Origin of the sequence: Kitasatospora sp. NBC_00458 (assembly GCF_036013975.1) — a bacterium.
Lineage (GTDB): Bacteria > Actinomycetota > Actinomycetes > Streptomycetales > Streptomycetaceae > Kitasatospora.
In genome coordinates this window covers 1,688,708-1,713,171 of the sequence record NZ_CP107904.1, presented here as the reverse complement: position 1 = coordinate 1,713,171, position 24,464 = coordinate 1,688,708, and the positions used below count along the sequence as shown (strand labels likewise).

At 75.3% G+C, this 24,464-nt stretch carries 16 protein-coding genes; 9 read left to right on the top strand and 7 right to left on the bottom strand.

The annotated features are described in order from the left end of the window. Window positions 1–50: 50 nt before the first annotated feature. Window positions 51–662: a CGNR zinc finger domain-containing protein gene (locus OG550_RS06050; protein ID WP_327675329.1), complete on the bottom strand. Its 612-nt coding sequence runs from the start codon at window positions 660–662 to the stop codon at window positions 51–53. Between the two features lie 145 nt (window positions 663–807). On the opposite strand from OG550_RS06050, the gene OG550_RS06045 reads away from it, so the two are divergent. Together OG550_RS06045 and OG550_RS06040 are read left to right on the top strand one after the other, a co-directional pair. Continuing rightward, complete coding sequence (locus OG550_RS06045; RefSeq protein ID WP_327675327.1) at window positions 808–1,875, top strand: alcohol dehydrogenase catalytic domain-containing protein; 1,068 nt, start codon at window positions 808–810, stop codon at window positions 1,873–1,875. Between the two features lie 76 nt (window positions 1,876–1,951). Next, window positions 1,952–2,935 (top strand): alpha/beta hydrolase, encoded by a 984-nt coding sequence (locus OG550_RS06040; protein ID WP_327675325.1) that lies wholly within the window; start codon window positions 1,952–1,954, stop codon window positions 2,933–2,935. Window positions 2,936–3,040: 105 nt separating this feature from the next. On the opposite strand, the gene OG550_RS06035 is transcribed toward OG550_RS06040, so the two are convergent. From OG550_RS06035 to OG550_RS06010, 6 genes are all read right to left on the bottom strand, one after another. Next, window positions 3,041–4,516: a GuaB1 family IMP dehydrogenase-related protein gene (locus OG550_RS06035; protein ID WP_327675323.1), complete on the bottom strand. Its 1,476-nt coding sequence runs from the start codon at window positions 4,514–4,516 to the stop codon at window positions 3,041–3,043. A 103-nt stretch (window positions 4,517–4,619) separates the two neighbouring features. Then, window positions 4,620–5,840, bottom strand: a complete 1,221-nt coding sequence (metK, locus tag OG550_RS06030; protein ID WP_327675321.1) for a methionine adenosyltransferase — start codon at window positions 5,838–5,840, stop codon at window positions 4,620–4,622. A 122-nt stretch (window positions 5,841–5,962) separates the two neighbouring features. After that, complete coding sequence (locus OG550_RS06025) at window positions 5,963–7,978, bottom strand: FAD/NAD(P)-binding protein (RefSeq protein ID WP_327675319.1); 2,016 nt, start codon at window positions 7,976–7,978, stop codon at window positions 5,963–5,965. Window positions 7,979–8,179: 201 nt separating this feature from the next. After that, window positions 8,180–9,154, bottom strand: coding sequence for a quinone oxidoreductase family protein (locus OG550_RS06020; RefSeq protein WP_327675317.1), 975 nt, complete (start codon window positions 9,152–9,154; stop codon window positions 8,180–8,182). Then, complete coding sequence (locus OG550_RS06015; RefSeq protein WP_327675315.1) at window positions 9,151–10,140, bottom strand: DMT family transporter; 990 nt, start codon at window positions 10,138–10,140, stop codon at window positions 9,151–9,153. Before OG550_RS06015 ends, OG550_RS06020 begins: the two co-directional genes overlap by 4 nt. Window positions 10,141–10,195: 55 nt before the next feature. Continuing rightward, window positions 10,196–11,050, bottom strand: coding sequence for an SAM hydrolase/SAM-dependent halogenase family protein (locus tag OG550_RS06010; RefSeq protein WP_327675313.1), 855 nt, complete (start codon window positions 11,048–11,050; stop codon window positions 10,196–10,198). 613 nt (window positions 11,051–11,663) lie between these two features. On the opposite strand from OG550_RS06010, the gene OG550_RS06005 reads away from it, so the two are divergent. From OG550_RS06005 to OG550_RS05975, 7 genes are all read left to right on the top strand, one after another. Continuing rightward, window positions 11,664–13,307 carry an alkaline phosphatase D family protein gene (locus OG550_RS06005; RefSeq protein ID WP_327675310.1) on the top strand — a complete coding sequence of 548 codons (1,644 nt, stop codon included), beginning with the start codon at window positions 11,664–11,666 and terminating at the stop codon, window positions 13,305–13,307. A 371-nt stretch (window positions 13,308–13,678) separates the two neighbouring features. Further along, complete coding sequence (locus OG550_RS06000) at window positions 13,679–14,932, top strand: helix-turn-helix domain-containing protein (RefSeq protein ID WP_327675309.1); 1,254 nt, start codon at window positions 13,679–13,681, stop codon at window positions 14,930–14,932. Window positions 14,933–15,306: 374 nt separating this feature from the next. After that, complete coding sequence (locus tag OG550_RS05995) at window positions 15,307–15,699, top strand: cobalamin B12-binding domain-containing protein (protein WP_442906132.1); 393 nt, start codon at window positions 15,307–15,309, stop codon at window positions 15,697–15,699. Between the two features lie 194 nt (window positions 15,700–15,893). Further along, window positions 15,894–17,219 carry a methylaspartate mutase gene (locus OG550_RS05990; RefSeq protein ID WP_327683702.1) on the top strand — a complete coding sequence of 442 codons (1,326 nt, stop codon included), beginning with the start codon at window positions 15,894–15,896 and terminating at the stop codon, window positions 17,217–17,219. Further along, the gene (locus tag OG550_RS05985; RefSeq protein WP_327675305.1) at window positions 17,216–18,217 is read left to right on the top strand and encodes an asparagine synthetase A; all 1,002 of its coding nucleotides are present in this window, start codon (window positions 17,216–17,218) and stop codon (window positions 18,215–18,217) included. The genes OG550_RS05990 and OG550_RS05985 overlap by 4 nt, the downstream gene beginning before the upstream one ends. Then, a complete protein-coding gene (locus OG550_RS05980) occupies window positions 18,214–19,500 on the top strand; it encodes a glutamate synthase-related protein (protein WP_327675303.1) in 1,287 nt (428 codons plus the stop codon). The genes OG550_RS05985 and OG550_RS05980 overlap by 4 nt, the downstream gene beginning before the upstream one ends. A gap of 221 nt (window positions 19,501–19,721) precedes the next feature. Further along, complete coding sequence (locus tag OG550_RS05975; RefSeq protein ID WP_327675301.1) at window positions 19,722–24,461, top strand: non-ribosomal peptide synthetase; 4,740 nt, start codon at window positions 19,722–19,724, stop codon at window positions 24,459–24,461. Window positions 24,462–24,464: the final 3 nt, after the last annotated feature.

The following is a 24,464-nucleotide window of genomic DNA, read 5'->3' as shown; positions in this document are numbered from 1 at the left end:
TGCCGCCCCGGGCCCGTCCGGTCCCGCGGCGCGCAGTGCGCGGCGGTGCGCTACCGGGCGTCGTCGGCGGGCGTCTGCCGCCTGGCCCGGTAGGCGCGCTTCTTGACGAGGGCGCCGCAGGTCTTCATCGAGCACCAGCGGCGGGCGCCCGCGCGGGAGGTGTCGACGAAGGGGACGCCGCAGTCGGGGTTCCCGCAGATGCTGACGCGGGTGCGGTGCTCGGACGCGCAGAGGGTGATCAGGTCCCGGGCGACCATCGAGAGCACCGCCGCGACCGTGTCGCCGTGCCAGTGCAGGGTGGCCGCGTCGGGGGCGAGTTCGGGCGTCGAGGGCGGCGCGGCCGCGGCGCGGTTGACGAGTGCGATGTCCTCGGGCGAGGGCGGCGCGGCGTCCGCCAGGGCGCGGCCGGTCCGCTGGACCGCCTCGCGCAGCCGCCTGGCGCTGTCGAGGTCGGCCCCGGAGCAGGGCGGCGCCGCCGTCGCGCAGCCGCTCTCGACGGCCCAGCGGCCCAAGTCCTCGGGCCGGGCGAGCCGTTCGAAGGGGGTGTCCGCGCCGCGGTCGGCGAGGGTGCCGGCGAAGGCGAAGCACAGCCGCGCGTCGTCGAAGCGGAAGTCGGCCTTGGCGCGCTGGCGTCCCTCGTGGCTGCCGTCCTTGTCGTCCATGTCCACCACTTTATGCGGTTGACATGATTCCGGGCAAGCGGCTAGCTTCCAAGTCCACCGGTTCAACAGGTGGACGTATCGGCGGTCGCTCCCCGCTCCCGCCACACCCCGCTCCCGCCACCCCGCAGCACGAGGAGGCCGCGCCATGCGCGCCGCAGTCATCGAGGAACTCCACAAGCCGCTCGTCGTCCGCGACGTGCCCGACCCCGTCTGCCCGCCGGACGGCGCGATCCTGCGGGTCGGGGCGAACGGGATCTGCCGCACCGACTGGGCCCTGTGGGCCGGGGAGTTCTGGACCGGCGGACCGCGGGTCGAGGCCCCGTTCGTGCTCGGCCACGAGTTCGCCGGAACCGTCGTGGAGGTCGGCCGCGAGGTGCGGGGGTGGAAGGAGGGCGACCGCGTCATCTTCCCGATGAACCCCGGCGAGGGCTCGTGCGAGATGTGCCGCAGCGGCAACCAGCACGTCTGCGAGCACGTGGACTCGCTCGTGCCCGGGGTGTCCTACTGGGGCGCCTTCGCCGAGTACGTCATGGTCCGCTTCGCCGACGTCAACCTGGTCGAAGTACCGGAGGGCGTCGGCTTCGTGGACGTCGCCGCGCTGGCCTGCCGCTACATGACCGCCTTCCACGGCGTCGTCGACCAGGCGAAGGTCCGCGGCGGCGAATGGGTCGCGGTGTACGGCGCCGGGGGCGGCATGGGGCTGTCGACGGTCGAGATCGCCGCGGCGACCGGCGCCAACGTCATCGCGATCGACATCACGGACGACAAGCTGGACGCCGCCCGCGCACTCGGCGCCGTCCACACCGTCAACGCGGCGACCGACGACCCCGCCGAAGCGGTCAGGACCCTCACCGGCGGCGGCGCGCACGTGTCGGTCGACGCCGTGGGCATCGCCGCCGCCTGCCGCAACTCCGTGCTCTCCCTGCGCACCCGCGGCCGCCACCTCCAGCTCGGACACACCACCTCCGCGGAGCAGGGGGACGTCCCGCTGCCGGTCGACGTGATGATGGTCAGGGAACTGGAGTTCCTGAGCGCCTTCGGCATGCAGGGCCAGCGCTTCGGCACGATGCTGAACATGATCGCCGCCGGCCGCCTCGACCCCGGCCGCATCGTCTCGCGCACCGTCGGCCTCCACGAGGCGAGCGGGGTCCTGGAGTCCCTGGAGACCTACGGACCGACCGGCGTGGTCGTCATCGACTCCTTCCGCCCCTGATTCCGCTTCCGCCCCCGGCTCCGGCGACTCCGCCGATCCCGCGCCCGAAACGCCTCCCCCGAAAGCAGGAACCACCATGCCCGCATCCCGCCCGCTGATGGACCGGGAACTCCGCCAGGCCCTCGACGCGGTCCCCATGACCCCCAACGGCGCGTTCGACCTGACGGACCTCGCCGCGACGCGCGCGGCGTTCCGCGCCCAGGCCGAGGCCGCCGCGGACGCACAGCCCGTCGACCCGTCGGTCACCGTCGAGACGCACCTCGTGAGCCGGACGGACGGCCCCGACGTGCCGGTCCGCCTGCTGCGCCCCACCGGAGCGCCCGGGCCCCTGCCGGTCCTCGTCTGGTTCCACGGCGGCGGACAGGTGCTCGGCTTCGCCGCCCAGGACGACCCGTGGCTCACCCGGCTGGGCGCGGCCCTGGGCTGCGCCGTCGCCGCGGTCGACTACCGGCTCGCCCCCGAGACGCCCGCCCCCGGCGCCGCCGAGGACGGCTTCACCGCCTACCAGTGGATCTGCCGCGAGGCGGACGCCCTGGGTCTGGACGCCGCCCGCATCGGCATCGCGGGCCAGAGCGGCGGCGGGGGCGTCGCGGCGGCCACGACCCTCCTGGTCCGCGACCGCGGCGGCGTGGCGCCCCTGTTCCAGTCGCTCACGTATCCCATGCTCGACGACCGCAACGACACCGCGTCGAGCCACGAGATCACCGACATCGGCATCTGGGACCGCTCGACCAACCTCCTCGCCTGGCAGGCGATCCTGGGCGACCGGGCCGGCACCGACGACGTCTGCCCCTACTCCGCCCCCTCCCGCAGCACCGACCTCGGCGCCCTGCCGCCCACCTTCATCGCCGTCGGAGACCTCGACTCCTTCCGCGACGAGGACCTCGACTACGCCACCCGCCTGCGGGCCCACGGCGTCCCGGTCGAACTCCACCTCTACCCCGGCGCCTACCACGCCTTCGACCTGATCGCCCCGAACTCCCGGCTCGCCGCCGCCTTCCACGCGACCTGGTCGGACTACCTCGCCCGCCGGTTCCACCCCACCCCGGCCCCGGCCTGACACCGCGCCGGACGGCGCTTCCGGCGCGGGCCGTCGGGGGCGCGTACGGCGGGCGGGGGGTCCCGTCCCCCACCCGCCGCCGTTCTGAAGGGAATTGACCCGGCGTCAACTCCAGCCGTCGTGCAGCGGTTTGCCCTCGGCGTAGCCGGCGGCGCTCTGGACGCCGACGACGGCCTTGTCGTGGAACTCCTCCAGGGAGGCGGCGCCCGCGTAGGTGCAGGAGCTGCGCACGCCGGCCACGATCGAGTCGATGAGGTCCTCGACGCCCGGGCGGGCCGGGTCGAGGAACATCCGGGAGTGCGAGATGCCCTCCTCGAACAGGGCCTTGCGGGCCCGGTCGTACGAGGAGTCCAGCGAGGTCCGGTCGCGGACGGCGCGGGCGGAGGCCATGCCGAAGGACTCCTTGTACCGGCGGCCGTCGGCGGTGGCCCGGAGGTCGCCGGGCGACTCGTAGGTGCCGGCGAACCAGGAGCCGATCATCACGTTGGACGCGCCCGCGGCCAGTGCCATCGCGACGTCGCGCGGGTGGCGCACCCCGCCGTCCGCCCAGACGTGCCTGCCCAGCCGGCGCGCCTCGGCGGCGCACTCCAGCACGGCGGAGAACTGCGGACGGCCCACACCGGTCATCATCCGGGTGGTGCACATCGCGCCCGGGCCGACCCCGACCTTGACGATGTCGGCGCCCGCCTCGACCAAGTCCCGCACGCCCTCAGCGGTGACCACGTTCCCGGCGACCACGGGCACGCCCGGATCGAGCGCGCGGACCAGGCCGAGCGCCTTGAGCATGGCCTCCTGGTGCCCGTGCGCGGTGTCGACGACGAGCGCGTCCACCCCGGCCTCCAGCAGCCGGGCGGCCCGGCCGGGGACGTCGCCGTTGATGCCGACCGCGGCGGCCACGCGCAGCCGGCCGGTGGAGTCGGCCGCCGGGGTGTAGAGGGTGGCCCGCAGTGCGCCGGTGCGGGTGAGGACGCCGACCAGCCGGCCGGCGCCGTCGACGGCCGGGGCGTAGCGGTGGTTGGCGGCGTCCAGGGCGGTGAAGGCCGCGCGCGGGTCGGCGGCGGCGGTCGCGGCGTCCAGCAGCAGGAGGTCGCGGGACATGACGCCGTCCAGCGGGGCGAACCGGTCGACGCCGGTGAGGTCGCGCTCGGTGACCACGCCGACGGGCCGGTGGGCGTCGTCGACCACCACGCCCGCCTCGTGGGCGCGCTTGGGCAGCAGGGCGAGCGCCTCGCCGACGGTCTGCGCGGGCCTGAGCGTGATCGGGGTGTCCAGGACGAGGTGACGGCTCTTCACGAAGGCGACGGTGTCGGCGACCACCGCCGGCGGGACGTCCTGCGGCAGGACGGCGAGCGCGCCCCGGCGGGCGACCGTCTCGGCCATCCGCCGGCCGGCGACGGCGGTCATGTTGGCGACCACCAGCGGCACGGTGGTCCCGGTGCCGTCGCCGGAGGAGAGGTCGACGTCCTGCCGGGAGCCCACGGCGGAGCGGCCGGGGGCCATGAAGACGTCGTCGTAGGTGAGGTCGTGGCCGGCCGGCGGGGTGGCGAGCAGCCGGCCGGTGCCTGGTTCCAGGAAGCGCATGGGCGTCCGCCAGAGGAGGTGGGAAGGAGAGGGGGAGGGGCGCGTCCGCCGGGACGGGGCTTGGGGCTGCAGCCCGCGCCCCGGCCCGGGCGGGCGCGCCGGGTCAGGCGCCGGCCGCGGTGCGCAGGGCCTGGGCGCGGTCGGTCCGCTCCCAGGTGAAGTCCGGCAGCTCGCGTCCGAAGTGGCCGTAGGCGGCGGTGGCGGCGTAGATCGGGCGCAGCAGGTCGAGGTCGCGGATGACGGCGGCCGGGCGGAGGTCGAAGACCTCGGCGACGGCGGCGCCGATCCGGTCCGGGGCGACGGTCTCGGTGCCGAAGGTCTCGACGAAGAGGCCGACCGGCTGGGCCTTGCCGATGGCGTAGGCGACCTGGAGTTCGCAGCGGGTGGCGAGGCCGGCCGCGACCACGTTCTTGGCGGCCCAGCGCATCGCGTACGCGGCGGAGCGGTCGACCTTGGACGGGTCCTTGCCGGAGAAGGCGCCGCCGCCGTGGCGGGCCATGCCGCCGTAGGTGTCGATGATGATCTTGCGGCCGGTCAGGCCGGCGTCGCCCATCGGGCCGCCGATCTCGAACCGGCCGGTCGGGTTGACCAGCAGCCGGTACCCGTCGGTGGCCAGCTTGATGCCGTCCTCCGCGAGCAGTTCGAGCACCGGCTCGACCACGAACTCCCGGATGTCGGGCGTCAGGTGGCCGTCGAGGCTGATCTCGGCGGCGTGCTGCGCGGAGACCACCACGGTGTCGAGGCGGACCGGCCGCCCGCCGTCGTACTCGATGGTGACCTGGGTCTTGCCGTCCGGGCGCAGGTAGGGGACCGAGCCGTCGCGGCGGGCCTGGGCGAGGCGGCGGGAGAGCCGGTGCGCCAGGTCGATCGGGACGGGCATCAGGGTCGGCGTCTCGTCGGTGGCGTAGCCGAACATCAGGCCCTGGTCGCCGGCGCCCTGCCGGTCGAGGTCGTCGTCGGCGTGCCCCGGGGAGCCGCCGGTGCGGGCCTCGTAGGCGCTGTCGACGCCCTGGGCGATGTCGGGGGACTGCGCGCCGATGGAGACCGAGACGCCGCAGGAGCCGCCGTCGAAGCCCTTCTCGGAGGAGTCGTAGCCGATCTCCTGGATCTTGGCGCGGGCGAGGGCGGCGACGTCCGCGCGGGCGGTGGTGGTCACCTCGCCGGCGATGTGCACCTGGCCGGTGGTGATCAGCGTCTCCACGGCGACCCGGGAGGCCGGGTCCTCGCGGAGCAGCGCGTCGAGGATGGTGTCGCTGATCTGGTCGGCGATCTTGTCGGGGTGGCCCTCGGTCACGGATTCCGAGGTGAACAGCCGCCTGGACATGGCGAATCCCTGGGAGGTGGGCGGTCCGGGCGGACCGCGGGCGGGCGGAGCGGGGCGGGTGCGGGGCGTGCGGGGGGTTCGGGAGGCTCGGGGTGCGAGGACCGGGGGTTGAGGCCCGGGGCTCAGACCGCCACGCCGCCGGCCGGGGCGGGTTCGGCGAGGGCCGGACGGAGACCGGGGGCGGGTGCGGCGGCGGGCCGGAGCGGGTGCAGGGCGAGCACGGCGCGGGCGATGGCGTCGGAGTCCCCCAGCGTCACCGAGTTGACGCCCGGCCGGATGCCGGCCGCCGTCACCCAGTGCACGGCCTCGGTCGGGACGCCGTAGGCGAACCGCCGTCCGTGCGCGCGGCCGTCCGCGTCGAGCAGTCGGTAGGGGCGTTCGGTGACGGCCAGGCCCCCGGTCTCGTACGCGGTGCCGGAGGCGTCCCGGATCCGGTAGGTGCGGGCCTGTCCGGCGTCGAGGAGCCGCCGGAGCAGCCGGTCGCCGGTGCGGCGGAGGTCCGGTTCGGGCAGCCGCGCCTCGATCAGGGCGGGTGCGCGCAGCGGCGGCGCGTCGACGGCGGGCGAGTACGCGGTGAAGACCGCCTGCGGGCCGGTGGTGTCGAGGCCGATCCGGAGGTCCGGGCCGAGCACCTCGACCACGCCGGCCTCGACCAGGGCGCGCAGTTCGTCGATCCGGGAGGCGGGCGGGCCGATGGAGAGGAAGGCGTTCAGCGGGGTGTACCAGGACTCCAGGTCGTCGCGGTAGGAGGAGCCCTCGATGCCGCCGTGGTCGACGGCGAGCCGGATCTCGTTGCGCAGGTCGCGCAGCACGTCCAGGGCGGCCTTGAGCGGTCCGCTGAGGTTGCCGGAGCGGGCCTCGCGGGCGTCCCGGGCGAGGTGCCCGAGCAGCCAGCCGCGGTGCTCGGCCCGGTCGGTGAAGCGCCGGCCGGCGTGCGGCCGGGAGAGGGCGTGCCAGTCCCAGCGTTCCGCCGCGGGTATCCGGTACCGGTCGAGCAGGGCGGCCAGCCGGTCGGGTGCGGCGGCGAGGTACTCCTCGCCGAGCCGCGTGCCGGTCCCGGGGTGGCCGGTCGCCGCGAGCAGGGTGGCGTAGTAGACGGCCTCCACCTCCCGGGCGACCAGCGGCCACAGGTCGCGGGCGAAGCGCACCGGTTCGCCGGCCGCGGCGCGTTCGCGCAGCCGGGCGACGTACTCCTCGGTGAGCAGCCGGGGGGTGTGGCGGCCGTGGGCGCCCTTCTCGTTCTCGCCGCGCGCGTGGTACGGCACGCCGCGCCGGGAGCCGGCCAGGATCAGCGGCTCCTGCCCGGACGGGCGGTAGACCGGCCGTCCGTCGCGTTCGGTGAACTGGCCGCCGCGGCCCCGGGTGAGGAGGGCGAGGTGGTCGAAGAAGTTGAGGCCGAGTCCGCGGACCAGGACGGGGCGGCCGGGCGGCAGGGTGGAGAGGTCGACGTCGGCGGGGTTGGCGGGCGGCAGGTAGGTGAGTCCGTGTGCGGCGGCGGCGCGGGCCAGGGCGCGTTCGGCGGCGGTGGGGCCGGTCGGGAGGTGGCCGAGTGCGAGGACCACCGCGTCGAGGCCGCCGAGCCGCCGGCCGTCCGCGAGGGTGAGCACCTGGGCCGCGCCCGGGAGCGGGTCGGCGTCGGTCAGCTCGACGGCCCGGGTGCGGTGTTCGACGACGCGGCAGTGGGCCGGGGCGGTCGAGCGGACCCGCCGGTAGACGTCCAGCAGGTACCGGCCGTAGAAGGCGCGGGTCGGGTAGTCGTCGGGCGTGAGGTCGCGGGCCTCGGCCCGGACCTGGTCGTCGTACTCGCCCGGACCGCCTTGCGGGACGGCGGACTTGGCCCACTGGTGGAGGCTCGGTCCCTCTTCGACCGGGCCCTCGATGGTGACGCTCGGGTCGGTGAAGACGGTGACCTGGGAGGCCACGGTGTTCATCAGCAGCAGGCGGGACTGGTCGGTCCGCCAGACCCGCCCGGCGCCGGGCGGGTAGGGGTCGACGAGGTGGACGGTCAGTGTGGTGGCCGAGGGGTGGGACCGCTCGTTGGCCAGCAGCCGTTCGAGGACGGAGAGGCCGCGCGGGCCGGCGCCGACCACGGCGATCTGCCGGTGCCGGGCCGACGGGCCGGGGGAGTGGGGAGCCATGGTCGATGTCCTCCCGTTCTGGGGCGACGCCCCGCCGGCGAAGGCGGAGTCCGGCGAGGCGTCGGGCGGTGGTGGTGGCGCGGTGACGGCGGCGGCGTGCCGGCGACGGACGCGCGGGGCGCCGTCGGGCGTGCCGTCGCAGCGGGTCGGTGCTGCGGCCGGCTCGGTGCCGCTGCCGGTGGCCGTGCCGCCGCCGGTGCGTCAGGGGTGGCGCAGCAGGATCTTGCCGAGGCTCGCGCGGCTCTCCAGCCGCGCGTGCGCGGCGGGGGCGTCGGCGAAGTCGTACTCGCGGTCGATCCGGGCCCGCAGGGTGCCGTCGACCAGGCCGGCGAAGATGTCGCCGGTGCGGGTGGTGAACTCCTCGCGGGTCTGCACGTGGTGGGTGAGGCTGGGCCAGGTGAGCCGCAGCGAGCCCTTCTGGACCAGCAGGAACGGGTCGATCGGGTCGGGGGTGCCGCTGGCCCGGCCGTAGACGACCAGGGTGCCGCGCGGGCGCAGCGAGTCGAGGCTGTCGAGGAAGGTCACCTTGCCGACCGAGTCGTACACCGCGTCGGCGCCCGCGCCGTCGGTGACCCGGCGGACGACCTCGCGGAAGTTCTCCCGGTCGTAGCGGACCACGGTGTCGGCGCCGAGCCCGGCGGCCAGTTCGGCCTTCTCGTCGCTGGAGACGGTGCCGATCACGTGCGCCCCGGCCCGCTTGGCGAACTGGACGAGGAACTGCCCGACCCCGCCGGCCGCCGCGTGCACCACGACCACCTGGCCCTTGGCGATCGGGTGGGAGTCGTGTGCCAGGTAGTGGGCGGTCAGGCCCTGGAGCATCGCCGCGGCCGCCCGGCCGGAGTCGAGGCCGTCCGGCACGGCGGTCGCCAGGCGGACCGGTACGGTGACGAACTCGGCGTAGGAGCCGGGTACTTCGCCGTAGGCGACGCGGTCGCCGACGGCCACCTCGGTGACGCCGGGGCCGACGGCGTCCACCGTGCCGACGGCGTCCAAGCCCGGGACGAAGGGCAGCGGGACGGGGAAGACGCCCTGGCGGTGGTAGACGTCGACGTAGTTGACGCCGATGACCTCGGTGCGGATGCGGATCTCGCCGGCGGCGGGCTCCGTCACCGGCACGTCGTCGTCGATGCGCAGCTGCTCGGGGCCGCCGTGGGCGTGGACGCGGATCGCCTTCATGGGGTGGTACCTCGGCTGTTCTGGTAGGCGGGGTCGGCGGGTACGGGCGACGGCAGGCGGCCGCCGTCCGGGGTCGGCGGGGGGTCGGGGGCGGGCTCCGTGCGCGGCGCGGGCGCGGGGCGGTTGGAGACCAGGCCGCCGGCGATCATCAGCACGCCGCCGGCCAGTTGCAGCGGCGTGGGCGCCAGCGAGAGCGCCAGCAGGCTGACGACGACCGTGAAGGCCGGTTCGAGCTGGAGGACGCTCGCGGTCTCCCAGGGCCGCAGGCGGTCCAGCGCGAGGTGCAGCGTCACGTACGCCAGGCAGAAGTTGGTGACGGCGAGCAGGAGTTGGAGTCCGAGGGTGCCCGTGTCCGGGTGCCAGCGCAGTGGCCCGGGGGCGAGCAGCAGGACCGGCAGCAGGACGACCGCCGCCGGTACCAGCCGCCAGAGGCTCAGCTGGAGCGCCGGGACCTTGGCCATCAGCGACTTGGCGGGCAGGAAGGCGAGTCCGGCCAGGACGGCACCGGCCAGCACCAGCAGGTCGCCGCTGCCGACGGCGGTGAAGCCGGCGCCCGGCTCGCGCAGCACCACCAGCACGCCGCCGGCCAGGGTGACGGCGAGGCCGGCGGACTGCCACCAGCGGAGCCGGTCGCGGAGCAGCAGCACCGAGGCGAGGACGGCGGTCGGGCCCTGCAGCTGGATCAGGAAGCCGCCGTTGACCGGGCTGGTCCGGCTCAGGCCGGTGATCACCAGGGCCAGGGAGAGGCCGGTGCCGACCACCGAGACGAAGCCGATCCGCGCCCGGTCCCGGACGGAGAGCCCGCGCGGGACCAGCGGCCGGCGCCGTGCTGCCAGGTAGCCGGCCAGCAGCACGGCGCCGATCGACAGGTTGAGCTCGGTGGTCAGCAGCGGATCGATCTCGCGGGTCACCCGGTTGGCCAGGACGGCGCCGGCGCCGAAGAAGGCGGCGGTCAGCAGCGCGTAGAGGTAGCCCTGCGCACGCACGGTGGTGGGCCCTTCCGGTCGTGGGGTGGGAGGGGGCGGGATCCGCGGTTCCGGGTCAGCGGACCCTGACGCGGACGCTGTGGCCGCGCTCGACGCCGTACCGGGCGGCGAAGTTCCCCTGGTTGAGCGCCAGGCCGAGCTGGTTGCGGCTGGCGATGTAGGCGAGCGGCTCGCCCTCGCCGGTCTCGCCGAAGGTGCGGCGCAGCGGGGTGGCCAGCCGGGCGGTGCCGACCTCGATCTCCAGCTCCGCCTCGAAATCGACGCCGTGCTCGTCCAGGAATTCCCGGGTGATGCTGGTCCAGACGTTCCCGTAGTTCTTGTCGAGAATCGCGACCTCGCCGACTATCCAGCCGTCCGCGACCGTGGGTTCGGCGACGTCCAGCAGCGTGATCTCGGATACCTCGATTTCGTCGCCGATTTCGCTGAACGGTATCCCGTCGGCCACGTGCGCGGCGGCGGAAATGACGATGTCGCGGCCGTAGAACGTGGGGTCGATGACGGGGCGGCGGACCTTCTCGGAGGTGATGCGGCGGACCTCGGCCACGCCCGCCTCCTTGACGATGCGGGTGAGCAGTCCGTTGTTGGGTGCGAAGTAGGTGTGTCCCTGGGGCGTGCGGAGTCCGATCGCGTTGTCCTGGACGCCGGTGTGCGGGAAGGTGACGCACGCGAACACGGCCTCGCCGGGGAAGTACCGGAACGAGTCGCGGATGTAGAGGCTGGCCTCGTAGATGTCGAACGGCGTGACGTCGTGCGTGACGTCGATGATGTTGGCGTGCGGGGCGATGCTGAGCACCATGCCCTTGCAGATGCCGACGGCGTCGTCGACGAGTCCGAAGTCGGTGAGCAGCCCGACGATCGGCCGGGGCGCGAGCAGGCCGGAGGTGGCGGTGGCGGCGGGAGAGACGGACATGCTGAACCCTTTCAGGATTACCGAAACGGGACGGCGTGCGTGGGGGTGATCACCGGGACGCCGCGCGGGCGGTCGGGAGAATCCGGCGGGAAATCCCCTGGTAAAGGGTGATCCAAGCGGCGCGAGATTGAAGCGAGGCTAGCACCCGGTCGGCCGCGAAGAAAGCCGCTCCTGTTGCGGCCGCATTAAGTCGGTTTGACAAAGCGGAATGATGCCGACCACTTGGGGAAATGTGCCGGTCGGAGCCGTGGAATAGTGCGTGCGGGTCTGCGGAAAATATCACGGACGAGGTCGGACGGGTGCGTACGTGCGCACCCGATTTCGTGTGCGGACGAGTGGGGGTGCGGCGCCCGCGCGCGGACCGGCGGGGCCGGTGGGGGTGGACGGGCGGGACCGGTGAGGGTGGACGGGCGGGGCCGGTGAGGGCGGGCCGGAACGCTTCGGCGCGGCCCGGTATCTGACCGGTTGTCCGATTCGGCCGGTGTCATCACCTGATGATCACTCGGGCGCCGACGAACGGTCGCCCGGCGTACCGGGCGGGCCGGTCGAATCCCTCCGTGCACAGCCGGTGCCCAGCCGGCCCCAGCCCCGCGTACGGAAGGCGTCCTGACACATGGCCCGCACAGACGAACCGGCCTCGCACGAGCAGCAGTTCCGGGAGGCCGCGACGCGCCTCGGGGTCGGCCGCCGCCGGTTCCTGACCGTCACCTCGGCCGCCGCCGCGCTGGCGTTCACCACCAACCTGCCGGGTGCGCACGCGGCCGACGCCGAGCTGGCCCCGCGCACGCTGACCGAGGACCCGTTCACCCTGGGGATCGCCTCCGGGGACGCGCTCACCGACGCCGTGGTGATCTGGACCCGGCTGGCGCCGCGGCCGCTGGAGCCGGGCCACGGCCTGCCGCCGGCCGGCGTCGTCCGGGTCGACTGGGAGGTGGCCCGCGACGAGCACTTCCGCAAGGTCGTCCGGCGCGGGACCGCCCGGGCCCACGCCGAGTTCGGCTACACCGTGCACGTCGACGTCGACGGCCTCGACGCCGACCGCGTGCACTGGTACCGGTTCAGGGTCGGCGCCTGGGTCAGCCCGGTCGGCCGGACCCGCACCAGCCCGGCGCGCGGCCGGAACATCGAGCGGGTCCGCTTCGGCCTGGTCTCCTGTCAGGCCTACGAGGACGGCTACTTCACCGCCTACAAGCACCTCGCGAACGAGGACCTGGACGCCGTCTTCCACGTCGGCGACTACATCTACGAGTACGGCATCGACGCGGCCGGCGGCGACCGCCGGTACACCGACCGGACCCTGCCCGCCGTGTTCGGCCACGAGACCACCACGCTGGAGGACTACCGCCTGCGGTACGCCCTCTACAAGGCGGACCCGGACCTCCAGGCCGCGCACGCCGCCTTCGCCTGGTACGTCACCTGGGACGACCACGAGGTCGAGAACAACTACGCGGCCGGCATCCCCGAGAAGGGCCAGTCCCCGGAGGCCTTCGTCGCCCGCCGCGCCGCCGCCACCCGCGCGTACTGGGAGAACATGCCGCTGCGGATGCCCCGGCCGGACGCCTCCGACCTCAAGCTGTACCGCCGCCACCACTACGGCCGGCTGGCCCAGTTCGACATCCTCGACACCCGCCAGTACCGCTCGGACCAGGCCAACGGGGACGGCTGGCAGTTCCCGAGCCCGGAGTCGGAGGACCCGGGCCGCACCCTGATGGGCGCCGCCCAGGAGCGCTGGCTGCTGGACGGCTTCCGCAAGTCCCGGGCGGTCTGGAACGTCGTCCCGCAGCAGGTGGTGTTCTCCCGCCGGAAGAACACCACCGACGCGAGGTCCCGGCTCTCCATGGACGCCTGGGACGGCTACCCGGCCGCCCGCGAGCGGCTCCTGGCGGGCGCCGAGGACATCGGGGTGGAGAACCTCGTCGTCCTCACCGGCGACGTGCACGTCGCGTACGCGATGGACGTCAAGCGGAACTTCGACGACCCGGACTCGCGGACCGTCGGCGTCGAGATCGTCGGCACCTCGATCGCCAGCGACGGCGACGGCGCCGAGAAGCCCGCCAACTGGGCCACCCTGACGGCGGCCAACCCGCACCTGAAGTTCTACGACGGGCGGCGCGGCTACACCGCGATCACCCTCGACGAGGAGCACGCGCGGGCCGACTACCGGGTGGTCTCGCACATCACCCGGCCGGGCGGGACGGTCTCCACGGCGGCGTCGTTCGTCAGCGAGGCCTACAACCCGGGCATGCAGCGGGCCTGAGGACCCCCGCCCGCTCCGCCGCCCGCCGCACCCCCGCCGCACCCCCCAGCCGCCGGCCCGGCCGTACCGCTCCCCGATGCGGTACGGCCGGGCCGCTCCCGTACCGGCGGGGCGGGCCCCGGGCCGGAGGTCGCAGCCCGTACCCCGTACCCCTCGTCCCGCCGTGCGTTGCGTTCGTGGACGATGCGAAGGCCCCGTGAACGTGCGGTGATCGACCGTTGATCGGCCGTAGAACCGGGCCGTGGAGCATCGGCGCCAGGGGGGAACACGGTTCGAACGGTCACACCGGCCGGCGCCGCCCTCGGCGCGCCCGGCGGCCGTGCGGACCGCCGGTCCCCGGTAGCTGGCCAACCACGGAAGGCGGACGAGGCATGGACGGCGGTCAGTCGCTGCAGTCGACGGCGGGCTTCGGAGAGCTGCTCAGGATCCGGCGCGAGCGGGTCGGCCTGACCCAGCAGGTGCTCGCCGATCACGCGACCCTGAGCGTCCGGGCGATCCGGGACATGGAGAGCGGCCGGGTGCAGCGCCCCCGGCAGGAGACGGTCCGGCTGCTGGCCGACGCGCTGCGGCTGGAGGGCCGCAACCGGACGGTCTTCGAGGCGGCCGCGCGCCGCCAGGCGCTCGCCGAGGACCCCCGCGAGGAACCGACCGCGCCACCGGTCGCCCGCGGCGCGATCGTCGGCCGCGAGGTGGAGGTGGAGGTCCTGGCCGACGCCCTCGCGGTGCACGGCGACCGGCTGGTCACGGTGGCCGGGCTCGGCGGGGTCGGCAAGACCCGGCTGGTGCTGGAGGTCGCCCGCAGACTCCACCTGGCGGCCCGCTGGTCGGTGCGCTGGGTCGACTGCGCCCGGCTGCCGGCGGCCGGCCCCGAACGCCGCGCCGACCTCGTCAGAGCCGTCGGCGACCGGCCCACCCTGCTGGTGCTGGACGGCGCCGACGCCGGGGTGGACACCGTCCTGCTGGACGAACTGTTCCAGCGCTGCCCCGGCCTGCGCGTGCTGATCACCGCCCGGGTGCCGCAGCCGCTCCCCGGCGGCCAGGTGATCCCGCTCGCCCCGCTGCCCACCCCCGGGCCCGAACTCGACCACGACCCGGTCGCGCTGGCGGAGGTCGGCGCCGTCCGGCTGCTCCTCACCCACCTGCGGCGGCTGCGCCCCGGCTACCGGCTGGAGCGCGACGAGGCGCCCGCGGTGGCCGCCCTCTGCCGGCAGCTGGACGGCCTGCCCGGCGCCCTGGAGCTGGCGGCCGGATGGTCGACGGTGCTCTCCCCGCGCCAGCTGGTGGCGCGGCTGGCGGACGGGCCGTTCCACCTGGCGCCGCCGCCGGCCGGGTACGGCGGGCGCGGCGACGTCGGCGCGGCGCTGGGCGCGGCGCTGGACCGGCTGACGCTCGGCCAGCGGGACCTGCTGGAGCGGCTGGCGGCCGAGCCGGGCGACTGGTCGGGGGAGGACGCCGTCGAGCTGACCGGCCGGCCGCCGCAGGAGTGCTTCGCGGCGGTGCACGAGCTGCTGGCGAGCGGGCTGATCCGCAGCGTCCAGGCGCGCGAGGGCGTCCGGTTCACCGTGCTGAACCTCTGCCGCCGGCTCTTCGGCGCCGCCTACCCCGTGCTGGCGGCGGCGGGCTGACGGGGCCTGCCCGCACCGGATCCCGGCGGTCCCCGCCGAGGTGCCGGGCGGGCGCGTGCGGCGCCTGCGAGGCGTGCGGCGCGGCCGATACTGCCCGTCTCTTGCCGGGTGAGCTGCCGGTCCGGTGGCCGGATGCTCCCTAGCGTTCTGTTCACGGCCGGCGCCCGGCCGACCGGGCGGACTGCGGACTGCGGGCCGGGCGGACGGGCGGACGGGCCGACCGGGCGGACCCCGGACGCTCCGGCCGTGCCGGGCCCCCGCGACCGCCGGCCGGGACTCCCCACCACCTACCGACAAAAAGGTTTTGCGCCGTGGAGCAGCTGAAGCAGCACGGAACGGCCGAGCCGGCCGGTCTGGACGTCGTCGTGACGACCATGGCCTCGGACTCGCACACCTGGAACCTGGTCTTCCTCCAGTTGCTGCTGGAGGAGCTCGGGCACCGGGTCACCAACCTGGGCGCCTGTGTGCCGGACGAGCTGCTGGTCACCGAGTGCCGCCGGATCGAGCCGGACCTCATCGTCCTGAGCAGCGTCAACGGGCACGGGTTCAACGACGGGATGCGGGTGATCGGCGCGCTGCGCGCCTGCCCGGAGCTGGGCCGCACGCCGACCGTGATCGGCGGCAAGCTCGGCATCGCCGGGCCCGGCGACCCGTCGCGGCAGCAGGCCCTGCTGGCCGCCGGGTTCGACGGGGTCTTCGAGGAGGGCCGCTCGGTCGCGGAGTTCCAGTCCTACGTCCGGTCGCTGGCCGTGGGGGTGCTGCTGTGACCGGGCCCGGGCCCGGGCCCGCGCCCGGCGCCCGCCCCGGTCCCGGCGCCGATCCCCGCCCGCGCACCGAGCCGCCCGCCGCTCCCCGCACCGAGCCCCGTACCGAGCCCCGCCCCGAACCGCCCGCCGCCCCGTACGTCGCCGCGACCGGCTTCGGCGCCTTCGTCGCCCAGGCCCGGGCGGCCGGCGCCCTGGTGGTCCAGCCCCGGATGGGCATGGCCGACCCGCTGCGGATGCGCGACGGCCTGCTCGCCACCCGGGACGCGGCCGCCGTCACGGTCGGCACCCTCACCCTGGACAGCTACACCCGGACCGGCGACCTCGCCGCGGCCCGCCGCGCCCTGGCGGACGGGGTCGGCCTGAACGGCTACCCGATCGCCACCCACCCGCCGGACGTCACCCGCGCGGTGCTGCGCGGCGTCGTGGACGCGGGCTTCCCGGTCCAGGTCCGGCACGGCTCGGCGATGCCGGAGCACATCGTGCGGGCGCTGCTGGCGGTCGGCCTGGACGCCACCGAGGGCGGCCCGGTCTCGTACTGCCTGCCGTACAGCCGCACCCCGCTGCACGAGGCGGTGGCCTGCTGGCAGCGCAGCTGCGAACTGCTCGCCTCGATCCGGGAGTTCGGCGCCGAGCCGCACCTGGAGACGTTCGGCGGCTGTCTGATGGGCCAGCTCTGCCCGCCCAGCCTGCTGATCGCGGTGAGCGTGCTGGAGGGCCTGTTCTTCCGGCAGCACGGACTGCGCAGCATCTCGCTCAGCTACGCCCAGCAGGCCGATCTGCGGCAGGACGAGGAGGCGCTCACCGTGCTCGGCCGGCTCGCCGACGAGCTGCTCCCGGACGTCGACCGGCACGTCGTCCTCTACGCCTACATGGGCGTCTTCCCGCGCTCCCCGGGCGGGGCCCGGCTGCTGCTGGAGGAGGCGGCCCGGCTGGCGGTGCGCACCGGCGCGGCCCGGCTGATCGTGAAGACCACCGCGGAGGCGCACCGGATCCCCACCGTCGGGGAGAACGTCACGGCGCTGGAGACGGCCGCGGTGGCCGCCGCCGACGAACGCACCCGCCCGCCGCTGGCCGCCGTCCCGGACACCGGCATCGAGGCGGAGGCGAGGGCGCTGATCGGCGCGGTGCTGGAGCTCGACGCCGACATCGGCCGGGCCCTGGTCCGGGCCTTCGCGGCCGGCTACCTGGACGTCCCCTACTGCCTGCACCCCGACAACGCCGGCCGGGCCCGGAGTTCGCTCGGTCCGGACGGCCGGCTGTCCTGGTCGGGCGTCGGCTCGATGCCGATCGCGGGCCTCTCGGGCGGGCCGCGGCCGCCGATCCTCGGCTCGGCCGAACTGCTCACCGCGCTCTCCCACGTCCAGCGGACGTACGACGCCCGCGCCGCCGCCGGTGCCACCGCCCGGTCCGGCGCCACCGCCCCCGAACCGCCCCGCGGCGTGCCCGCGCCGGCCCGCGCCGTGCCCACGCCGCCCCGCACACCCGCCGCACGACGAGAGTTGGGACTCACCTCACCATGACCGAGACGACCCCTTCAGCCGCTCCCGGACCGGTCGACCCCGGCCGGCACCTCACCTCCCCGGCCACCCGCAGCGCGCTCCGCATCCAGCACCGACTGCTCGGCGCCGCCCGCGAGTTCCTCGGGGAGCAGGGCTTCACCGAGCTGCTCCCGCCGATCATCGGGCCGGTCACCGACCCCGGTTCGCGCGGCTCCAAGCAGGTCGACATCGACTTCTACGGCCACCGCTACAAGCTGATGACCAGCGCCATCCTCTACAAGCAGGCCTCGCTGCTGGCGTTCGACAAGATCTTCTGCATCGCGCCGAACGTCCGGCTGGAGCCGCTGGAGACCGCCGGGACCAACCGCCACCTGGCCGAGTTCCACCAGCTCGACGTGGAGGTGGCCGGGGCGAGCCGGGACGACGCCGTCCGGCTGGTCGAGGAGCTGGTGGTGCACATGGTCGGCAGCGCGGTCCGCGACCTGCCCAAGGACTTCGCCGAACTCGGCCGGGACCCGGGCGCGTTCGCCGAGCTGCTGAAGGGCTCGTTCGGCCGGATGCGGCACGCCGAGGCGGTGGCCGAGCTCCGGTGCCTCGGCCACCCGCAGAGCCCGGACGCCGAACTCGACTGGGCGGGCGAGGCGTTGCTCTCCTCCGAGCGCGACCGGCCGTTCTTCGTCACCGACTACCCGAAGGGCTCGCGCGGCTTCTACGACCGGGAGAGCCCCGAGGACCCGGGCCTGCTGCGGAACTTCGACCTGATCGCGGCCGAGGGCTACGGCGAGCTGTGCAGCGGCAGCCAGCGCACCAACGACTACGCGGAGATCGTCACCCGGATGCGGGAGACCGGCGAGAACCCGCAGAAGTACCGCTGGTACCTGGACCTGGTCCGGGAGGGCGTCCCCGCCAGCGCCGGGTTCGGCATCGGCGTCGAGCGGCTGACCCGCTACGTCGCCGGGCTGGACGCGGTCTGGCAGGCCAGCGCCTTCCCGAAGCTGGCCGGGGTGGTGTCCCCGTGAGCGACCTCTCCGCGCCCGGCTTCCCGGAGGAGGAGGTCCGGCAGCGCGCCCGGGCCGGGGCGGCGGCGGCCTTCCCGCCGCCGGGCGAGTACGGGCGGGTGCTGTTCGGTGCCGAGCACGGGGACGGGCGACCGGGCCCGCAGGCGCCGCTGGACGCACGCGACCCGCTGGACGCGCTGCGGATCGTCCCGCCGGTCTTCATGCCGCAGCGGCTGGCCCGGCTGATCGACCTGGGCCGCGAACCCGACTACCGGGACGTCGAACTCGTCACCCCCGTCGGCGGGTTCACCTCCGCGCTGCCGGTGTACGTGTCCGCCCTCGGGTCCACCCGGGCGGCCGGCGGCGACCTCGGCCTGGCGCTGAGCCGGCAGGCCGGGGCGCTCGGCCTGCCGATGGTGATCGGCGAGAACGTCGTCCCGGTGAACGGCTACGGCCGGCTCGGCGAGGCCGCCGACCGGGCGCTCCTCGGCCGGCTGCGCGCCTACGCCGCGGAACTGCCGGACGGACTCGGCGGGGTCGCGGTCCAGCAGTCCACCGAGGACGCCGACGCCGAGGTCTGGAACCTCGTCTACAGCGACCCGGCGGCGCTCCCGCTGCTCGAATCCGGCCGCCTGGCCTTCGAGTTGAAGGTGGGACAGGGGGCGAAGCCGGGCCTGGGCGGCATGACCGTGCTGGACGCCGACGCGGCGGGACGGCTCGGGGACCGGTACGGGCTGGACCCGGTGTTCGGCGACGGCCGGGTGCTGCGGTCCAGCACGCCGGGCACCTTCACCTCGGAGATCCTGCGCCAGCAGGTCCGGCTGATGCGCAACAACTTCCCCCGGGCCCGGGTCTGGGTGAAGCTGCACCCCGGCCGGGACGTCGCCGAGGCGGCCCGGGTGGCCGCGGAGGCTGGGGCGGACGCCGTCACGGTGGACGGCGCCGAGGGCGGTACCGGCTGGGCGCCCGGGGCGTTCCCGGCGCAGGTCGGGCTGCCGCTGGCGGAGTGCCTGCGCCGGATCGCGGCCGCCGGGCCGCCGCCCTGCCTGCTGGTCTCCGGCCGGATCTGGGAGGGCGCCCGGGCGGTCAAGAGCCTGGCGCTCGGCGCCCGGGCGGTGGGGCTGGGCCGGGCGGCCCTGCTCGCCACGGCCGAGGACCCGGAGGCCGGGCTGATCCGGTTCGCGGACTGCCTCGCCCTCGAACTGCGGTTGCTGATCAGCGCCCTCGGGAAATACGCACCGGCCGCACTGGACCGCGACGACGTGTGGTCCCGGGAATTCCCCGGACCCCCCGCCGCCGGGTAGCGGAAAGGAATTCCGCGGCAGCCCGCCGACACGCTCACGAGCGCGTCGGCGGGCCGCTCGTGCTTCCCGACCATCAATCACCAAGCGGCAGTTGAAACTGCCGATGCACTTCCGCGCATTCTGCCGATCGGGCCGGAAAGGCCGCCCTATCGTCGACACCACTGCCAGCAGAGTCGCTTATTCATCGGGGTTGGATGATGGAATCTCGCGGTTTCCCCTTCATGTCCGTCGCGCGTCGATTCCCGGACCGGCCGGCCGTACGGCTCGGCGGCCGGACGGTCCGCTACCGGGAACTGGACGAGCTGAGCGGCGCCCTCGCCGCCCGGATCGCGCCCGGCCGGACGCTGGCCGTCACCGGCCGGGACCGGCTCGACCACGTGGTCGGTCTGCTCGCCGCCCTCCGGGCCGGCGCCACCTACCTGCCGCTGGACCGGGACGCCCCCGAGGAGCGCAACCGCTGGATCCGCGAGGACGCCGGCGCCACCCTCGCCTACACCGACGGGAACCTCGTCGACCTCCGCGCCGCGGCGTCCGAGGGGGACGCCCGGTCCGAGGGGGACGCCCGGGACGCGGGCGCCGCGGACGCGAGCCCCGGCGGCGGGCGCGAGGCGCAGGCCGGGTACCTCGTCTACACCTCCGGCACCACCGGCCGCCCCAAGGGCGTGCACGTCCCGCTGGCCGCGCTGACCGGCCACCTGGCCGCCGCCGTCGAGCGCTTCGGCCTCACCGGGGACGACGTGGTGCTGCACTTCGCCCGCCCGACCGTCGACGTGGCCGTCGAGCAGGTGCTCACCGCCCTCTCGGCCGGCGCCTGCGTGGTCGTCCCCGAGCAGCAGCTGGTGGCGCCCGCCGCCCTGCTGGACCTGCTGGACGCCGAGGGCGTCACCGTGGCGAACGTGGCCGCCGGCTACTTCCAGGAGGTGGTGGCCGCGCTCCGCGAGCGCGGCCGGGCGCCGCGCACCCTGCGGCTGATGATCTCCGGCAGCGACCGGCTCCACCCGGGCACCGCCGCCGGCTGGTGGGACGCCACCGGCGTGCCGCTGCTGAACGCCTACGGGCCGACCGAGACCGTGATCACGGCCACCGTCCACGAGTCGGCGGGCCGGGCGGGGGGCGCGGACACCGTGCCGATCGGGAGTCCGCTCGGTGACCGCCGGGCGTACGTGCTGGACGACCGGCTGCGGCCGGTGGCGCCCGGCACGGCCGGGGAGCTGTACCTGGGCGGGCCGCTGCTGGCCTCCGGCTACCACGGGCGCCCGGGCCTGACGGCGGGCCGGTTCGTCGCCGACCCGTTCGCGCCGGAGCCGGGGGCCCGGATGTACCGGACCGGCGACGTCGTCCGCCGGGCCGGGGCCGCCGCGGACCAGCCGGACGACGGACCGCTGGAGTTCGTCGGCCGCACCGACCACCAGGTGAAGATCCGCGGCTTCCGCGTCGAACCGGGCGAGATCGAGCAGGTGCTGGCCGGCCACCCGGGCGTCGCCGGGGCCGTCGTGGTGGCGCACGAGGGCCGGCTGGCCGCCTACACCACCGGCACCGCCCCCGACTACGCCGTGCTGCGCGACTTCCTGGCCGAGCGGCTGCCCGAGCACATGGTCCCGGCCACCGTCACCGCGCTGGAGGCGTTCCCGCTGACCGCCGGCGGCAAGGTCGACCGGACGGCGCTGCCGGAGCCGCAGGCCGCGCCCGCCGCCCCGGCCGCCGGCCGGCGCCCGCCGCGCACCCCGGCCGAGCAGCTGATCGCCGCCGTCTGGGCGGACGTGCTCGGGGTGGCCGAGGTCGGCGCCGACGACAACTTCTTCCACCTGGGCGGGGATTCGCTCACCGCCGTGCGGGTGGTCGGCCGGGTCTTCGACGTCTTCGGCATGATCTCGCCGTACACCATCTTCGACGCGCCGACCCTCGCGGAGTTCGCCGCCGCCGTCACCGCCTCGGCGGGCGGCGCGCGCCCGGCGCCGGTCAGGACGGGGGCCGCCGAGGCGCCGCTCTCCACCTTCCAGCGCGGGCTCTGGTTCCTGGACCAGTGGAACCCGGGCGCGCCGACGTACATCGTGCCCTGGGTGTTCCGGTTCGACGGGCCGGTCGACCCGGAGCTGCTGCGGCGGGCGCTGTCCGGGGTGGTGGGGCGCCACGAGGCCCTGCGGACCACCTTCGCGTTCGGCGAGGACGGCCCCCGGCAGGTGGTCCACCCGTCCGTGGAGCTGCCGTTCACCGTGGTGGAGGCCGCACCCGCGCAGGTGGGCGAGCTGCTCGCGGAGGCCGCGCTCGTCCCGTTCGACCTGGAGGCGGGCCCGCTGGTCCGCGCCCACCTCTACCGCTCCGGCGCGGTGTCCACCCTGCTGCTGCTCTGCCACCACATCGTCTGGGACGAGGGCTCGCTGCCCGTCCTGGAGGCCGAACTCGCCGAGCTCTACGAGGCCCTGGCCGCGGGCCGCCCGCCGGTGCTGCCGGAGCTGGCGGTGCAGTACGCCGACTACAGCGCCTGGCAGTACGAGGACGCCTCCGCCGGGAGCCGGCGTGACTTCTGGCGCGACCACCTGCGGGACGCCCCGACCGAGCCCGTGCTGCCCGCCGACCGGCCCAGGCCCGAGGTGCAGGCGTTCCGCGGCGCCTTCCACCGGTTCGCCATGCCGCGCCCGGTCGCCGAGGCGGTCCGGGCCCTGGCCCGCAGCGAGGACGCCACCCCGTTCATGGTGCTGCTGGCCGGTCTGGCGCTCACCCTGCACCGCCGCACCGGGCAGCGCGACCTGGTGCTCGGCTCCCCGGTGAGCGTCCGCGGCCGGGCCGAACTCGACGCGCTGATCGGCTACTTCGTCAACCTGCTGCCGCTGCGGGTGCGGCTCGACGAGGGCGCGGACTTCCGTGAACTGGTCCGGCACGTCCGCGAGGTGGCGATCGCCGGCTACCGCCACCAGGAGACGCCGTTCGACGACATCGCCGGTGCGGTGCTGGAGGACCGGCCGGACGACCGCACCGAGGACCGCAACCCGCTCTGCCAGGTGCTGCTGGAGCTGCACCCGCTGGACTCCCGGCCGCTGACGATCGGCGGCACCGAGGTCACCCGCGAGCTGTACTCCAACCCGGTCTCCCGCTTCGACCTGTCGGTCTCCGTCGACGACCGGGGCACCGACTTCACCGGCCGCTTCGAGTACGACTCCGACCTGTTCGACGAGTCCACCATGGCGGAGCTCTGCGAGGCCTGGCTGGGCACCCTGGCCGCCGCCGTCGAGGCGCCCGTGCACGCCCTGTTCGAGGCCAGGGCCGCTCGCGACCCGCACGCCACGGCCCTGGTCTCCGGCGGACAGGCCGTCGAGTACGGCGAGCTGAACACCCGGGCCAACCGGCTCGCCCACCACCTGGCCGCCCGCGGGATCGGCCGCGGCGACACCGTCGCCGTCCTGGTCGAGCGGGGACCGGACCTGGTGACCGCCCTGCTCGCCGCGCTCAAGGCCGGCGCCGCCTACACCCTGCTCGACCCGGACTTCCCGGCCGGGCGGCTCTCCGGCGCGGTCGCCGACAGCGGCGCCGCCCTGCTGGTCACCCACCGGGGCGCGGAGCCGCCGTTCCCCGTCGCCGGCCACCTCGACCTCGACGCCGAGGCCGCCGCCGTCGCGGCCCGCCCCGGCCACGACCCCGGCCTGCCGGTCACCGGCGCCGACCTCGCCTGCGTGATGTTCACCTCCGGCTCCACCGGCCGGCCCAAGGGCGTCGCCGTCCCGCACCGCGCCCTCACCACCACCTACCTGGGCCAGGACTACGCCCGGTTCGGCCCCGACGAGGTGTGGCTGCAGTGCTCGCCGGTCTCCTGGGACGCCTTCGCCCTGGAGCTGTACGGCGCGCTGGCGTTCGGCGGCACCTGCGTCCTCCAGCCCGGCCAGCGGCCCGACCCGCAGTCCATCGCGGAGCTGACCCGCCGGCACGGCGTCACCCAGCTCCAGCTCTCCGCCAGCCTGTTCAACTTCCTGCTGGAGGAGCTGCCGGAGACCTACGACGACCTCAGGGTGGCGTTCACGGCCGGCGAGCGCGCCTCCGTCACCCACGTCGGCAAGGCGCTGGAGCAGTACCCGCGGCTGGTCGTGGCCAACGGCTACGGCCCGGTCGAGAGCCTCGGCCTGACCACCTGCCACCGGGCGACCGCGCAGGACGCCGCGGGCACCTCGATCCCGATCGGCCACCCGCTGCACGGCAAGGCCGTCCACGTCCTCGACGAGCGGCTGAACCCCGTCCCGCCCGGCACCACCGGCGAGCTGTACGCGGCCGGCGGCGGCCTCGCGTACGGGTACGTCGGCCGGCCCGGCCTGACCGCCGAGCGGTTCGTCGCCTCGCCGTTCGGCACGCCCGGCGAGCGGCTCTACCGCACCGGCGACCTCGGCCTGGTGACGGAGGACGGCCTGCTGGAGATCACCGGCCGGATCGACGACCAGGTGAAGATCCGCGGCTTCCGGGTCGAGCCCGGCGAGATCGAGGACGCGCTCACCCGCCACCCGTCCGTCCACGAGGCCGCCGTCACCGTCCACGAGCCCGCTCCGGGCGACCACCGGCTCGCCGCGTACGTCACCGCCGGCGGCACCCCGCCCGACCCGGACGCGCTGCTCGACCACCTGGCCGCGCTGCTGCCCGAACACATGGTGCCCGCCACCCTCGACGTGCTGGACGCGCTGCCGCTCAACCCCAACGGCAAGGTCGACCGCCGCGCCCTGCCCGCCCCGGCCGACCGCGCCGCCGCCCCGGCCGACCCGCTCACCCCGGGCCAGCGGCTGGTCGCGGACGCCGTCCGGGCCGTCCTGGAACTCCCCGCCGACCTCGGCCCGGACGCCGACTTCTTCCGGATCGGCGGCAACTCGCTGGCCGCCGTCCGGGTCGCCATGCGGCTCTCGCGGGACACCGGGACGCGCGTGCCGCCGCACGTGGTGTTCCGCGGCCGCACCGTGGGCGCCATCGCCGAACGGCTGGCCGCGTGATGA